A 15003-nucleotide genomic window follows, 5' to 3' on the forward strand; every position below is an offset into this window, starting at 1 on the left:
AGGGCCTCGCGGTCCCCGTTGCGCAGTTCCAGTGCCTTTGCCAGATAGACCATGGGTCAAGTCTGACAAAAATTCAGACCCAAAGGAATCACCGACACGCTACACTAGGGAGCCGCTACGTCGGCCAGGATCACACGATGAATGAACATCAACTGGGCTGGTACGATCAGTTCCTCCACTTCGATGACTTCGCGGACCGGGTATCAAGCCTCGATTCCGTCCATCACGGAAACCCGCCCCAGGCCGCTATCGCCGCCGCCCTTTACCCGTCGATCGTGGCGCTGACTTCCACACTGGCATCACCGTGTTGGGCATCAATCGCCCGCTCCGCGCACCCTCACCGATTTCTGACCAGAATCAGCGAGCAAGTCACCGACGGATGGCAACCCCAAGGAGCACACGATCCCCTGCGGCGCTGGATGACTGAGGACTGGCTTCCCGGATTCACCGGACCGGACACCATCGAACCTGCAGGGACATCACGCGGATCAATGCTCCGGCATCAGCGGGGAGACTCAAGGGGCCGATCCACATTCCAGGACGCTTGACCCGCAGAACACGCCATGAGTACCGCGAGAGCTGTCCCGGTGCCGTGTGGAAAGTTCCCGCAGAACCCAATTGTTCGATCTGCGACAAATAAAACGAAACTACCCGCGAGGAACAGTTCCACAACAGTTGTCGCACCGCAGGTCAACGCCCACAGCTGCGACAAGTTAGATGGAAAAGGACAGGATGCACGGGAAGGTAGACCAAGCCCCATTTACTATGGCTAAGTTGAACTGCGACGCGCCTTGGTGCCACGGCAGCAAGTACCCACTGGACCACATAGATGCTCGGCGTTGGTTACACCCGTGTAGTGATATGCTTCTTATGCAAGCTCGCCCCGCTTTCGCGGATTGGCGGGCTTAGCTGTTTAACGGCTTAGATCAGTTCCGGCGACGTATTCGAGATGAACTGCCCGTACCAGCCCCACGCGAATTCGTTTCTCGCATGACGGTCAAGGTGCATGTAGGCCGAGTAGGAGACCAGGTCGGCATGCTTATGCCCGGCGTTTTCACGTTTCACCGGAGAGACCCCGCGAAGAGAAAAGGACAGTCATGATCTTTCCCCTGACACGACCGCGCCGCCTCCGCACCACAGCGGCCATCAGACGTGACAAGGAACTGGACGCCGTCCGCCGCCTCAACACCGTCCTCACCCGCCGCCCGAGCGCCTGAGATGGGAAGAGATTGAACGGGAAAGGCACAATATCGTGACCAGGCCCGACGCCACTGCATTCTGGCCGGGACGGCTGCCACCTGAGGTCGAGGCCTTGATCCTGGAGACAGTGGAAATGATCCAGGAACTCGACGACACCGGCTTGCACGAGATGACCCCGCTTTTCTATCAACACGGATATGAGCAATTAAGGATGTCGCTCCGGGATCTGCTCACAGTCCTCGGCCACGACCCCGACCTGACACCGTCGGAGTAGGTCTCCGGGTTCGTCCTTCGTGACAAAGACTCAGGGTCATCGCCGTTCGTCCGGCTGCTGCTGGCCGTCAAAGGCCGCCGGAACCGCGAACGACGATTCCACCTCAGGGAAGGCCTAACGCTCGAAAAGTCATATCAAGGCGGTGTCCCGTCCCGCGGCAGGGGAACAGCGAAGCCGTGGTGTAGGTTGCATTTCCGTCCGGTAAGAACGTTAGAGAAGAGAATCACCGCAGTGGCAACCGATTACGACGAAGTACGTTCCGACGTCAAGGAATCACAGGAGCGCTCCCTCGAGGCGCTGCAGTCCGCGAACGCACCGGATGCCAGAAGCGTCGTCCGCGACCTCGACGAGGCCGACGCGCTGGATGACGCGATGACCCCCGGCGGAGAGTTCGTCGCCGAGGAACTAATCGTTCAGGTGATTCCCCAGGCCGGGGACGAGTTCACCTGCTACTCCTGCTTCCTGGTCCGGCACCGGTCCCAGCTCGCACTCGAAAAGAACGGCCACTCGTACTGCATCGAGTGTGAAGGCTAGGGCCCAGCTCTTCCAGAATGCCTGAACCAACAACCACATCAGCGTGAATTAGCCGGACTGCCAGGCAATGGGAGCGCGGGATTGGGTCAGCGGGAGTAAGGGGGAACGTGCCTTTCATCGTTGAAAGGTTCGAACCAGTGCTCCAGTGCCATGGGTGCCAGGCGGAGCTGCTGGTCCAGACCTTCATCGTGCTGGAATCCGTCGAGACTCCGGTCGTAAAGCATGTCGCTGTCGGTGTCTTCGAGGATCCTGTCGGTGAATGCGGGTCAAGGTCCAGGCCGGAGGTATCTGCTGTGATCTCGATCTGGTCCAGGAGGCACCGGACGGCGAGCTCCTGGGCCACGCAGCTGGGCGAGGTCCAGCCGCTGGCCAGTTTCATGGTCATGTCAGCGGCCACCACCAGGAATCGCTGGGCAAAGAGTCCGTTGTACTTTGCCGCGTACTGCGGTGGCAGGCCAGAAAGACCCCAGGTTGCGTCGATGTCTTCACGCGTGATGGACTCTTTTCCATGCAGCGTGTGGATGTCCTGGAACAGCTGATCGATGAGAAGGACTGAGGCGTGCCAGACGGCCCCGGCCAGCAGGCGGGCCCGGCTCAAACTCCGACGGCGGTCCTCTGCCGAAACGCCAGCCATCCATTCCATCGTTTCGGAATCCACGCCGGCCAGGTCCTCGTCGGACAGATCCCGGGGATCCGGTTACGTAGCCGAGGTCTTCCAGGCTCAGACCTTGCAGGCGATCGGCGTCGGCCTCCAGCTCGGCAATAAACAGCTCTCGCTCCTTGTCCATGCAGCAGATGCTATCCCGACCGCCGATGCAGGACTTGCCCGCGAGGGATCAGGTGAGCAGCCATTGGAACTCCGCCGTCTTCCCACCAAATGCGGTTCGCCGGCACCCTGACGTAACGCCAGTATCGGTAGGCGGGTATTAGAAATTTTTGGCTCAGGGAATTCGGCTGACCTGCCAGCGCGATAACTGTTCGTCTTCAACTGGGCGTGAAGGCCACGAGGCGTCCGTTTTCCTGCCACGTCACAGGAAAAAGACGACCCGGCAAGTAATCGGTCATTATTCACCATTCATTAATGTCAGACCTTGTGCTTAATGTCTGAAAGTGGTTAGAGTGTTCATTATCACTTCAAAGGTTGCCGCCTGAACCTTGCAGCCTGGCCACCCCCAGCTTCACCAGAGAGGCTTCCCCTATGTCAACGACGACAGCTGCCCCCGACGGCAAGGCGATTCGCCGCGTCGCCGCCGCGAGTTTGATCGGAACAACCGTCGAGTTCTTCGACTTCTTCATCTTTGGCACCGCATCCGCACTGGTCTTCGGCAAGCTTTTCTTCCCGAGCCTTGACCCGCTGGTGGGAACGTTGGCATCATTCGCCACGTTCGGCGTTGCGTTCGTCGCACGCCCTCTCGGCGCCGTGATCTTTGGCCACTTCGGCGACCGGGTCAGCCGGAAGCGCATGCTGATCACGAGCCTTTTGATGATGGGCCTCGCCACTGTCGCCGTTGGCTTGCTGCCAACCTATAACCAGGTTGGACTGCTGGCTCCGGTGCTTCTCGTGCTCTGCCGTCTCATCCAAGGACTGGCGCTGGGCGGAGAATGGGGAGGAGCTGTACTGATGGCGGTCGAGCACGCGCCGAAGAACCGACGTGCTTTTTACGGCAGCTTTGCACAGGTTGGTGTTCCCCTCGGCCTCGTCCTGGCAACAGGGAGCTTCTGGGCCGTGCAGCAACTCCCGGAAGAGGCCGTTACCTCCTGGGGCTGGCGAGTTCCGTTCCTTCTCAGTGCCGTCCTGGTCCTCGTCGGCCTGTACATCCGCCTTAGGATCGAGGAAAGCCCCGCCTTCGCTTCCTTGAAGAAGGAGAAGCGGATAGAAAAGTTCCCTGCCGGTGTGGTCTTCCGCACGGCGCCCAAGAGGCTGATCATTGGCGCTTTGGGTATGGCCGCAGCAAATATTCCGTTCTACATGGCGACTGTCTTCGCCCTCTCTTACGGGGTAACGGTAGGTGTATCGCGCAACACTATGCTGCTCTCCGTGTTCATTGCTTCGGCTGTGCAGATCTTCACGATTCCGTTGTTCGCCTCGCTGTGCGACCGTTACGGCCGCCGGGCGATCATGCTGGCCGGGTGCGTGCTTACTGCACTGATGGCGTTCCCCTTCTTTTGGCTCATCGCGACCGGAAACCCCTTCGCCGTCATCGTTGCCATGCTGATAGCACTGCCCCTCTGCCATTCACTGACCTACGGCCCGCAGGCGGCCTGGCTTCCCGAAGTCTTCCCGACCCGCCTGCGTTACACCGGGTCAGGCATTGCTTACACTCTGGGAGGTTTGATGTTCAGCGCCCCGGTACCGTTTGTGGCTGCCTGGGTCGGATCAATGGTCCCCGGTTCCTGGCCTCTTTCCGTCTATATCATCCTCGGCGCGGTACTGACATTCATCGCCGTACTAGCCAGCCGGGAATCCCGCGATGACGACATCCACTGGGACAATCACCCGGAGGAACAGCGATCCTCGGAAGTGGAGCATTCCAATTGAAAGCCAGCACGATCCAGCATTTCAGCTTGAACTCAATGGAGCGGATGATCCACAATGCATGAGGCAGTCACTAATGCCCCGGGCCCCCTGACAGGTCTCACCGTCGTGGACCTTACGACCTCCTACGCGGGACCAACGGCATCTATGTATCTGGCCGATCTTGGCGCCACTGTGATAAAGGTCGAGCGTCCAGGCAAGGGAGATGATGCCCGGGCTTGGGGACCTCCATTTGTCAACGGCGTATCTGCATGGTTCGCCTCAGCTAACCGCAATAAGCAATCAGTCGTAGTGAATGTCCGCCACCCGGACGGAATTCGAGTCTTGCACGACCTCATTGCCAGCGCCGATGTCTTTATGCAGAACTTGAACCCAGGCAAGCTCGCCAGGCTCGGCATCGATCACCAGACCCTGACTGCCAAGTACCCAAACCTGATCTACTGTGCGCTCTCTGGCTTTGGACTTGACGGCCCGGATCACGACTTGCCCGGATACGATTTGGTGGCTCAGGCCCGTTCGGGGATCATGTCAGTCACCGGTGCCAAAGGCGGGTCCCCGCAGCGGGTATCGACTGCGCTTTCGGACGTCGTGACCGGCATGTGTGCGGCGCTGGCCATCTCCGCCGCCGCGGTTCGACAGGCACGTACCGGAGAAGGGGAGGTAATTGACGTCTCCCTCCTCGACACGGACCTGGCGATCATGGCACCACGCATCGCCGCCCACCTCGCCGGCGAAGCCGAGCCTGCGCCAAGCGGAGGCACAGACTCTGTCCTCGCGGTCTACCAGAGCTTCCCGACGGCAGACCGCGACATCGTGGTGGCGATCGGTAATGACGCCATGTGGCAGCGGTTCTGCCGAGTGACTGGGCTCGACGACCTCGCGGCTGAACCGTCCTATGCCGATAACACGGGGCGCCATGCACACCGTAAGGAAATTTCTGATCGAGTCGCGGAGAAACTCCGGCGGCGAACTGCGGCCGAATGGCTCGCGGTGCTGCGGGAACACGCCGTGCCGGCATCGCCTATCCAGGGCCTGTCCGAAGTCGTGACTGATCCGCAGGTCCTGGCCAGAAAGGCACTGTTGCCGGTGCCCGACGGGGAAGGACTTCATTCCGTCCACAGCCCTTTCCGTTTGGCGTCCCTGCCCGAGCCGCGCAACGAACGCTTCCCGGAACTCGGTGCTGATACAGCTGCAGTCCTGCAGCGCCTTGGCTACGAGACCGAGTCCATCGAGCAGCTAGTCAACGATGGGGCAGTGGAAGCACGCCCCGCAACGGCGGAGGCAATAGCGCGATGAGTGAACTGCGCAACGAACGGCATGGCCCGGTAGTGCTGATGACCATTGACCGGGAACACGCCCACAATGCCTTGAACGCCGGGGTGATCCAGGAGATCAGGGACGGGATCGCGGCGGCCGCCGCCGATCCAAACGTGCGTGCCGTGGTAATTACCGGCGCCGGCCAGAAGGCGTTCTGTGCCGGTGCGGACCTACGAGAACTGGAAGGCATCAGCGCCGATGATGCATACCGGACGCTGCACGCCGGACAGCAGGCTTTCAGGGCCATCGAGACATCAGGCATCCCTGTGATCACGGCAGTGAACGGTATCGCGCTCGGTGGAGGGTTCGAACTGATCCTCGCTTCCACCTTTCCCGTCCTTTCCACGCGGGCATCACTGGGGCTTCCTGAAGCATCGCTCGGCTTGATTCCAGGGTACGGGGGCACACAACGGCTGCCGCGTGCCGTGGGCACGGCGACGGCAGCCCATCTCATGCTGACAGGGGCCAGGCTCAAGGCAGACCGCGCCTACCAGCTGGGCCTAACACCACTGGAACCGGTGGAACCGGAGATCCTACTCCAGACAGCGATGGAATACGCCAACAAGGTCGCAGCTCAAGGCCCCGGTTCCGTCCGCTCGATCCTCCAATCCTTGGACTTCAGCCATGACACGCCACTGGACGCCGGCCTCCACCTTGAGACCGGGCTGGCAGCCCTGGCGGCTGCAGGCAGTGAGTCGCGCGAAGGGATCAGCGCGTTCTTTGAAAAAAGACCGGCCGTCTTCACCCAGTCCGCCGACCAGAACAACCACGGAGAATAATGACCCAGCAATTCATCTCGCTGGAGGCGGACCCCGTCTCCTACCAGGCGATGCACAGGCTACTGGATGAACCCGCCGCTGATGCGCTGCTCACCCAGCGCGAGCTGGAAATCCGGCTCCGGACGAGGGAGGTCGTCGCCCACGAAGTGGCGCCAGGATCGGCCAAAGCTGACGCTACCCACGAGTTCGCTGCCGACAGCGTCCTGGCTTTGGCGGAAGCCAACCTCATGGGATTGGTGTTCCCTGAGCACCTAGGCGGCAGCGGCGATTCCAACGTGGCGTATGCCGTGGCCATGGAAGAAATCTCGGCTGGCTGCGGCGCAACAAGCCTGGTGTTCATGACCCAGATGCACACCGCCTACCCGATCCTCCTGGCGGGCAGCGAAGAGCTCGCGAAAAGGCACATTCCGGCCCTTCTGAATGGCAGCAAGTGGGGATCGTTGGCGATAACCGAGCCAGATGCAGGCAGTGACGTGGCCAGCCTGCGCACAACAGCGACAAAGGTGGACGGTGGCTACCGGATCAACGGATCCAAGACGTTCATCACCACCGGCGACCGGTGCGACACCATCATCTGCTTCGCCACCGTTGACCGCTCCAAGGGCCGCCAAGGGATCACCGCCTTCGTCGTGGACGGCAACGCCGAAGGGGTCACCCGAGGTCAGGCCTTCGACAAGATGGGCATGCACGCCTCCTCTACTGCTGAGGTCTTTTTCGACAGCGTCTTCGTACCCGATGATCACATGCTCGGGGAACCAGGGGGCGGTTGGTCCGTGGTCATGAGCTCCGTGGTGAAGTCCCGTATCAGCGCCGCAGCCCAGGGTGTAGGCCTGGCCCGTGCTGCCTATGCTCGCACCCTGCACGCCTTGAGCCACAAATACGGGCCCCGGCTGCCGGACGAACTGACCTTCGCCCTCGCGACTCTGCGCGGAAAGATCCTGCAGGGCCGGTTGCTGCTCCTTGCCGTTGCACGGCAAGTTGATGAGGACCCCAAGATCGCTCCCGGCCAGATCGGCATGATGAAACAGTCCTGCACCGACCTTGGCTGGGAAACGTCGGTGGAATGTACGCGCCTCTTAGGTGCTCTCGGCGACATGAAGGAACTCGGGGTTGAGCGGTGCCTCCGGGATTCAAAGGTCACCCAGATTTACGACGGTACAAATGAAGTCCAGCGGCTGCTCATTGGCCGGGAAACGAATAGAGCGATGGAGTCACTATCATGACCGACCTGACAGGGAAGGTTGCTATTGTCACAGGCGCCGGGCGCGGACTGGGGCGTGCGATGGCACGGGCACTGGCCGATGCTGGTGCGGCGGTTGCCGTAGCCTCGCGCACCAAGGACGAACTTGACTCCTTCGTGGAGGAAGTACGGGCCGCAGGCGGGAAGGCACTGGCGTGCCCCACCGACATCACGGACGAGGAGTCCGTTAACCAAATGGTCGAGGCGACGATGGCCGAGTTCGGCCGGATCGACATCCTGGTCAACAATTCCGGGATCGTCGCAAGCACCCCGCTGCTCGAGCAGCCGGCTGACGAGTGGGACCAGGTCATTTCCACGAATTTGCGGGGCGTATTTCTCGTCTCGAAAGCCGCCGGCCGCCATATGGTTGCCCAAGGCTCCGGCAAAGTCATCAACATCGCGTCCAACTTCGCGTTGCAGGGTGTCCCAAACCATGCCGCTTACTCGGCGTCCAAGGGCGGAGTCCTTGCCCTGACCCGGAGCATGGCGATCGAGTGGGCACGATCCGGGATCCAGGTCAACGCCATTGCCCCGGGCTACTTCGCCACCGATCTCAATCGAGAAATGGACGAAGACCTCACGGCAAAGGTTGTCCGGGCGATCCCGGCCCGCCGCATGGGGATACCCACGGAGATACAGCCCTGGGTGCTCCTTCTGGCAGGACCGGCCTCGGACTTCATGACCGGAGAAACCATCGTCATCGACGGTGGCCAAACGGTCCGCTAACCACTCACGAAAGGACTTCCGATGATCAACGAAAAAAAGATGGTGGCGGTGCTCGGCGCCGGCACCATGGGCTCGGGCATCGCAATAGTGATGGCGAAGGCAGGACACAACACGCTCCTGTTCGACGTCAATGAACAGAACCTCCAGCGCGGCCTGGAAACCATCCGTGGCTTCTTCGACGTCAGTGTTCAGAAAGGCAAGCTCAGCCCCGAAGAGGCCGACGCGGCCAAGAAAACTTTGAATGGCACCACTGACCTCCGTGACCTTGCGCCCTCCGACGTCGTGGTGGAAGCAATCTATGAGGACCTGGGCCTGAAGAAAGAGACATTCGGCCGACTGGATGACATCGTCTCGGAGCGCACCCTCTTCCACACGAACACGTCCACGCTGTCGGTGACCGGCATTGCCTCTGGATCAAAGATCCCTGGCCGAGTGGTGGGCACGCACTACTGCAACCCCGCACCCCTGATGACGCTGGTCGAACTGGCCGACGGACGCCATACGGAGCAGTGGGCGCATGAGGCAACGCTCGAGTTCCTGACCACATTGGGCAAGACCACTGTGGTCACCAAGGATCGTCCGGGGTTTATCGTCAACAGATTCCTGATCCCCTGGGAAAACTCCTGCATCGCCGCCTTGGAAGCCGGGCTGGGGACCAAGGAATCCATCGATGCAGCAGTCAAGGGCGCTCTCGGACACCCGATGGGCCCGTTCGAACTGCTGGACATTGTTGGCCTCGACATCCATCAGCAGGTGGCCACGAGGCTCTACGAGCAACTCCGCGATCCCCGATTCTTTCCGCCGCCGATGGTGGACCGGATGGTCGCCGCCGGGGACCTGGGCAGGAAAACCGGCAGGGGCTTTTACGAGTACGAGAACACACGATTGTTTGGATCCTGACGGGAGATGAGGAAGTAATGGACATGCAAAAGATCGGACTGCTGGGATTCGGGACAATGGGGGCCGGAATAGCCCAGCTTGTTGCCCAGTCAGGACGCGATGTCTGGGTCCTTGAAACTGCCCAGGACCGCATAGACGCGGGAATGGGCTTTCTGGCGGACTTCCTCTCGGGAGGAGTCGCCCGTGGCAAGATGACCCAATCGGAGAGCGAGACCATTCAGGGCCGGGTCCACGGTATTTTGGACCTAGGTGACCTGGCGGGGGTGGATCTCGTCATTGAAGCAGTGACTGAGAACCCCACGGCCAAGAAGTCTCTTCTGTCGAAGGTGTCAACGGTGGTCGGTGCGGAGGTTCCCATCCTGACCAACACATCGGCCCTTTCAGTCACGGACTTGGCCGCCTCAGTGGAGAACCCCGGCAGGTTCGCCGGCCTGCACTTCTTCAATCCGGCACCTTTGATGAAAATTGTTGAGATCGTCCGGGCTCTGGAGACCGACGACGCTCTGGCGGAGACGCTGGTGGAGTTCGTCGAGTCACTCGGAAAGCAGCCGATCGTCGTCAAGGACCGGCCAGGCTTCCTGGTTAACTGGCTCCTGATGCCCTATCTGAATGATGTCATCCAGGCGTACGACGAAGGTCTCGCTACCGCTGAGGACATTGACGTGGCCGTCCGGTTGGGCCTCGGACACAAGCTGGGTCCGCTGGAACTGCTGGATCTGATTGGACTCGACGTGCACCAGCACGCGACCACGAGCGCGTACGGGGCGACGCTTGATCCGAAGTTTGCACCACCGCCGCTTCTGAAGCAGTTGGTAGCCGGTGGCCACTTGGGCAACAAGAACGGAAAGGGCTTCCGAACAGGGAGGGTGACGACATGAACGCCTACGACGATCTACTCGTTGAGAAGAACGATGCGGTTCTGGTGATCACCATAAACCGGCCGGAATCCGGAAACAAACTCCGGCACCGGACCTGCCTGGAACTGTTCGACGCACTCCAAAAGCTGAGGCTCGATCCCAGCCTGCGGGCTGCCGTGCTAACCGGTGCCGGTGACAAGTTCTTCTGCATTGGCGGCGAACACGATCCGATTACGTCGATGGACCAGTCCCAGGTCCTGCCGATCATTGATGTCTACCAGGCGATCGACACCATCCCCAAGCCAATTGTGGCGGCGGTGAATGGGTTCGCAGTGGGCGGCGGAAATGTGCTTCACACGGTCTGCGACCTGACCATCGCGTCCGAGAACGCGGTGTTCCGTCAAGTCGGTCCGATGGTGGGCAGCTTCGACGCCGGATATGGCAGTTGGTATCTGGAAGACACCATCGGCCGCAAGCGGGCCAAGGAAATGTGGTACTTGAACAAGAAATATTCGGCCGCCGAAGCCCTCTCCATGGGTTTGACGAACGAGGTCGTCCCTGCGGGCGAAGCGCTGGCTCGGGCAGTTGAGGTAGCACAGGAGATTGCGACCCGTAGCCCCTTGGCACTTGGAAGCCTGAAAGCAGCCTTCTCTGCCCGTCACAACGGTGTCTCCGGCCAGGCACGCATGGCCCACGACCAGCAGCTGACCCTCTACCTGCAGACACAGGAAGCGCAAGAAGTCTCAGAGGCTTTCGGTGAGCGCCGGCAGCCCATCACGGATAGGTTCTGGAAATGAGCTGGCGCGGACCGCGACTGGACGAAGAAGAGCAGGACGTCCTGTCACTGCTGAATGATTTGCTGGACGGGCAAGAGCCCTTGGACGACGAAAAAACTGCGGACATCGATCAAGCAAAAGCACAGCTCGTCGAGCTGGGATTGTGGTCCCTCGGTGTGGATGAGGAATTTGGCGGTTCAGGGGCCCAGCGCGGCAGTGTTCTGTTGGTGCTGGAGCGCCTCGGACGGCTCTGGCCTGCACTGGGCTGGGCATCAGTCCAGGCGCAAGCAGCACTGACGGCGATCGGTGCCGATGACAGGTTCGGAGATCTGGCGTCGGCAATAAATGAGGGCACTGCCGGGGTCGCCGTGGTTGATAATTTCAGTGAGCATGTCCAGCTGACGGCCTCGGGCGAAGGCCTTCAGGGGACCATCGCCCGGGTGGATACTGCCTCCGGAATCCCCGCCGTTGTGGTGCTGGGTCCAAGCAGCACCGCCTATGTCCTGCAGCCGGAGGACTTGACGGCTGAGCCGGTTGAACGGACCGGCCTGGGTGGGGCTAGAACGCTGGCGCTATCCGTCAATGCCGAATTGGTACAAACCATCGAAGTTGATGCCCAGGCAGTACGGGGTCTGCTCAGGCTTGGAGCAGCCGCGGTCGCTGCAGGCATCGCAGGGGCAGCTGCCGACGCAGCTTTGCAGTACGCCTCAAGCCGCGACCAGTTTGGTGGACCGCTGACGGCCATCCCGGCCGTCCGGCAGTCACTGCAGGCTCAGGCGTCCGGCGCGTCGACGGCCATTGGGGCCGTCTTTAGTGCAGATCCGGCTGATTCCGGACAGACCGCAGCCGCACTGGCGATGGCCTGCGAGACAGCCATTAGCGTTGCGGCGCAGGCCCTGCAGTCCCACGGGGGGTACGGATATCTCAGTGAGTACCCCGCCGAGCGGTTCGTACGCGACGCAGTGTCACTGCGCGCTGCGGCGGACCCCATGGGAGCTGTTATGGCGGCATCCCGTGACATCGCTGGCAATCCACCGACTGAAGCATGAAAGGACGTCTGATGAGTGCATCCATTTCTGAACGTCTTGGCGGTCAGCTGACCCCCGTCACTGACGAACAGGCCGAGCAGTGGCGGGATGAAGGACTGTGGGAGAACCGCACCCTCAGGTCGCTCCTGACGGAAGCGGCACAGAAGCACCCTGACCGGACCGCGCTGGTGGGATACAGCGACGACGGTGATTCCCGGCGCATGAATTACCACGAGCTGGACGAGGCAGCACACCATGTTGCCGCCTCATTGGATTCACTCGGCGTCGTGCAGGGCGACGGTGTGGTGGTCATGCTCCCCAACTGGGTGGAATATGCCGCCTTCGTGTTTGGCATAAACGAGCTTGGGGCCGTCTATGCCGGTGTGCCAGTGGCGTACGGGCGACAGCAGGCGCTGGCCGTCCTGCGCAGGAGCAAGGCTAAGGTACTGATTATTCCGCGGAGTTACCGTCGGTCCGAGCATCTGTTGCTCTCCAGACACCTGCGGGAGGATGTGCCGTCTTTGAAGCACGTCATCGTGGTGGACGAGGACGGGAGCGATCTGCTCCCTGGCGAACGGCTGTGGTCATCGTTCGACAAGGTACCAGCGAAAGTGTTGCCCGCACCGGACCCGGCCAGCATCTGTTACCTGGGTTTCACCTCGGGAACCACCGGTGAGCCAAAGGGGGCCATGCACTCCCACGAAACGCTGTTGTACTCGGTCCGCCAGCAGGCCAACCACATCGGCCCGCGCGTCTTCGGCGACCCCGCAATCCATCTGGTGGCTTCACCTATCGGCCACCACACGGGATTCGTCTGGGGCGTGATGCTTACTACGCTGCTGGCAGGGACAGGGGTGTACGTCGACCGGTGGAACGCGCAAATGGGCGTCGATGTGATCCGGCGGGAGGGTGTCACCTGCTTCTTCGGGGCACCGACATTCCTCCAGGACATGATGCGCACAAACCTGGCTGACGACCCCGAATGCCCGCTGGAATGTCTGGTTATCGCAGGATCGCCGGTCCCGCGCAACCTCCCTGAACAGGCAGCAAAGGCGCTGGGCGCCTATGTGGCTCCGGCCTGGGGCATGACCGAATGCAGCATTCTGCTTTCCTGTACTCCCCGGGAGCCGGATGCGATCCTTCAGACGGACGGGTCCATTTTCGCCGGTAGTGAGGCGAGGGTCGTCGACCTGAACGGTAACGACGTCCCCGTCGGAGACGTAGGAAACCTGATTATCCGCGGCCCCGGGGTCACATTTGGCTATTTCGACCGCCCGGACGCCACCGAGGAGGCATTCCAGGACGGCATCTGGTTCAGAACCGGCGACACGGCAAGTCTTGACGAACACGGCTGGATCTCTCTCAGGGGCCGCACGAAGGACATCATCATCAGGGGAGGGGAGAACATCCCGGTGACTGATGTCGAATCCATGATTTTCGACCATCCCGAGGTCATCCAGGCCGCGGTTGTCGGTATTCCGGATACCCGGCTCGGTGAACGAATCGGTGTTGTCCTGGTCATCAAGGAAGGGGCCGGCATCACTCTTGATTCCCTCTCTGCTTACCTTCTCAACCGGGGGCTGTCACGGCACTACCTCCCGGAAGAGATCATTCGCCTTGACGAAATGCCTATGACTCCGAGCGGGAAAATCAAGAAGTCTGAACTGCGGGACATGCTCGCCGTCGAACAGCAAGGAGCGCCCCATGGCAGCGCGGGATGATTCCCTGCCCTTGTCTGGGGTCAGGGTATTGGATCTGTCCACGCTCCTGCCCGGTCCCCTGGCGACGCTCATGTTGGCTGAGGCTGGAGCCGACGTGGTCAAGCTCGAACGCCCCATCCGGGGCGACGAAATGCGCAGCTACTCCCCGAAACTCGGGGAGGCCAGCGCCAATTACGCTCTGTTGAACCGTGGCAAGAAGGCCTACGCCGTGGACTTCAAGGACGTAGGGGAGCGCTCAAGAGTGCTGGAGCTGATGAGGGACGCGGATGTGGTGATCGAGCAGTTCAGGCCGGGCGTAGCTGACCGGCTCGGCCTCGGCTATGAGGCGGCTACCTCCGTGAACCCCGGTGTCATCTACTGCTCAATCACCGGATACGGTTCCGAAGGCCCGCACGCGCAGAAGGCCGGCCATGACCTCAACTATCTTGCGGAGTCGGGTCTGCTGGGCGTGGCCACAGAAGTGGCTGACAAACCGTCGCTGCCCCCCACAGTCCTCGCGGACATAGCCGGTGGCACCTACCCCGCAGTAGTAAACATTCTGCTGGCCCTTCGCCGTAAAGAAACAACGGGGAAAGGGGTGCGCCTGGAGGTTTCCATGGTGCACAACCTGCAAGTCTTGGCTTATGGCTACCTCGCGACGCACCGCGCCGGCGGTGGGTGGCCGACGCCGGGCCAGGAGCTCCTGACCGGCGGCAGCCCAAGATACAACATCTACGCCACAGCAGATGGCCGCCATGTTGCCGTTGCTGCCCTCGAACAGAAATTTTGGGAGCGCTTGGCTGCGATCATCGGGCTTCCTCCTGAGCTGGTGGACGATGAGGGCCGGGAGCGGCCGGTCATGGAGGCGATGGAAAGGATCTTCGCCTCCCGCACTTCGGCCCAATGGCGCGACGTGCTGGACGGGCAGGAGGTTTGCACCGTGGTCGTGAACACGTTCGACGAGGCAGTCGAGGCCGGATTCGTAACCGTGGACCCCCTGGACAGGGTCACGGACGGCCGCGAGTCCACCGGCGCACTCCCAAGCCCCATCGACCCTGCCCTCCGCTCAGTCCCTGGCACGGTCCGCTACCCGAGCCTCGCCGCCCTACCATCAGGCAGCGTGTGGGGCTGATCCG

Annotated in this window: 16 protein-coding genes; 15 read left to right on the forward strand and 1 reads right to left on the reverse strand. The window is 61.3% G+C overall.

Annotation, left to right across the window (positions count from 1 at the left end; all coding sequences use genetic code 11):
• Positions 1-137: 137 nt before the first annotated feature.
• Entirely contained in the window at positions 138-548 is a 411-nt protein-coding gene (locus AC50YA_RS09500; RefSeq protein ID WP_494982041.1) for a hypothetical protein, read from the forward strand.
• Between the two features lie 373 nt (positions 549-921).
• On the opposite strand, the gene AC50YA_RS09505 is transcribed toward AC50YA_RS09500, so the two are convergent.
• The gene (locus tag AC50YA_RS09505; RefSeq protein ID WP_494982042.1) at positions 922-1065 is read right to left on the reverse strand and encodes a hypothetical protein; all 144 of its coding nucleotides are present in this window, start codon (positions 1063-1065) and stop codon (positions 922-924) included.
• A 187-nt stretch (positions 1066-1252) separates the two neighbouring features.
• On the opposite strand from AC50YA_RS09505, the gene AC50YA_RS09510 reads away from it, so the two are divergent.
• From AC50YA_RS09510 to AC50YA_RS09575, 14 genes are all read left to right on the forward strand, one after another.
• Positions 1253-1474, forward strand: a complete 222-nt coding sequence (locus tag AC50YA_RS09510) for a hypothetical protein (RefSeq protein WP_494982043.1) — start codon at positions 1253-1255, stop codon at positions 1472-1474.
• Positions 1475-1705: 231 nt separating this feature from the next.
• Positions 1706-2008, forward strand: a complete 303-nt coding sequence (locus tag AC50YA_RS09515) for a DUF4193 domain-containing protein (RefSeq protein WP_494982044.1) — start codon at positions 1706-1708, stop codon at positions 2006-2008.
• Positions 2009-2267: 259 nt separating this feature from the next.
• Positions 2268-2564: a hypothetical protein gene (locus AC50YA_RS09520; RefSeq protein WP_494982045.1), complete on the forward strand. Its 297-nt coding sequence runs from the start codon at positions 2268-2270 to the stop codon at positions 2562-2564.
• Between the two features lie 642 nt (positions 2565-3206).
• A complete protein-coding gene (locus AC50YA_RS09525) occupies positions 3207-4547 on the forward strand; it encodes an MFS transporter (RefSeq protein ID WP_494982046.1) in 1341 nt (446 codons plus the stop codon).
• Positions 4548-4601: 54 nt separating this feature from the next.
• Positions 4602-5840, forward strand: coding sequence for a CaiB/BaiF CoA transferase family protein (locus AC50YA_RS09530; protein WP_494982047.1), 1239 nt, complete (start codon positions 4602-4604; stop codon positions 5838-5840).
• On the forward strand, positions 5837-6640 hold the full coding sequence (locus AC50YA_RS09535) for an enoyl-CoA hydratase/isomerase family protein (protein WP_494982048.1): 804 nt from the start codon (positions 5837-5839) through the stop codon (positions 6638-6640). Before AC50YA_RS09530 ends, AC50YA_RS09535 begins: the two co-directional genes overlap by 4 nt.
• Positions 6640-7863 (forward strand): acyl-CoA dehydrogenase family protein, encoded by a 1224-nt coding sequence (locus tag AC50YA_RS09540; RefSeq protein WP_494982049.1) that lies wholly within the window; start codon positions 6640-6642, stop codon positions 7861-7863. The genes AC50YA_RS09535 and AC50YA_RS09540 overlap by 1 nt, the downstream gene beginning before the upstream one ends.
• The gene (locus AC50YA_RS09545) at positions 7860-8606 is read left to right on the forward strand and encodes an SDR family NAD(P)-dependent oxidoreductase (protein WP_494982050.1); all 747 of its coding nucleotides are present in this window, start codon (positions 7860-7862) and stop codon (positions 8604-8606) included. The genes AC50YA_RS09540 and AC50YA_RS09545 overlap by 4 nt, the downstream gene beginning before the upstream one ends.
• Positions 8607-8627: 21 nt before the next feature.
• Entirely contained in the window at positions 8628-9506 is an 879-nt protein-coding gene (locus tag AC50YA_RS09550) for a 3-hydroxyacyl-CoA dehydrogenase family protein (protein ID WP_494982051.1), read from the forward strand.
• 23 nt (positions 9507-9529) lie between these two features.
• Positions 9530-10384: a 3-hydroxyacyl-CoA dehydrogenase family protein gene (locus AC50YA_RS09555; RefSeq protein ID WP_494982239.1), complete on the forward strand. Its 855-nt coding sequence runs from the start codon at positions 9530-9532 to the stop codon at positions 10382-10384.
• A complete protein-coding gene (locus tag AC50YA_RS09560; protein ID WP_494982052.1) occupies positions 10381-11160 on the forward strand; it encodes an enoyl-CoA hydratase-related protein in 780 nt (259 codons plus the stop codon). The genes AC50YA_RS09555 and AC50YA_RS09560 overlap by 4 nt, the downstream gene beginning before the upstream one ends.
• Positions 11157-12188: an acyl-CoA dehydrogenase family protein gene (locus AC50YA_RS09565; protein WP_494982053.1), complete on the forward strand. Its 1032-nt coding sequence runs from the start codon at positions 11157-11159 to the stop codon at positions 12186-12188. The genes AC50YA_RS09560 and AC50YA_RS09565 overlap by 4 nt, the downstream gene beginning before the upstream one ends.
• A gap of 11 nt (positions 12189-12199) precedes the next feature.
• Positions 12200-13888, forward strand: coding sequence for an AMP-binding protein (locus AC50YA_RS09570; RefSeq protein WP_494982054.1), 1689 nt, complete (start codon positions 12200-12202; stop codon positions 13886-13888).
• Positions 13872-14999: a CaiB/BaiF CoA transferase family protein gene (locus AC50YA_RS09575; RefSeq protein WP_494982055.1), complete on the forward strand. Its 1128-nt coding sequence runs from the start codon at positions 13872-13874 to the stop codon at positions 14997-14999. The genes AC50YA_RS09570 and AC50YA_RS09575 overlap by 17 nt, the downstream gene beginning before the upstream one ends.
• Positions 15000-15003 lie beyond the last annotated feature (4 nt).

This window comes from Pseudarthrobacter sp. RHLT3-21, from assembly GCF_059383495.1.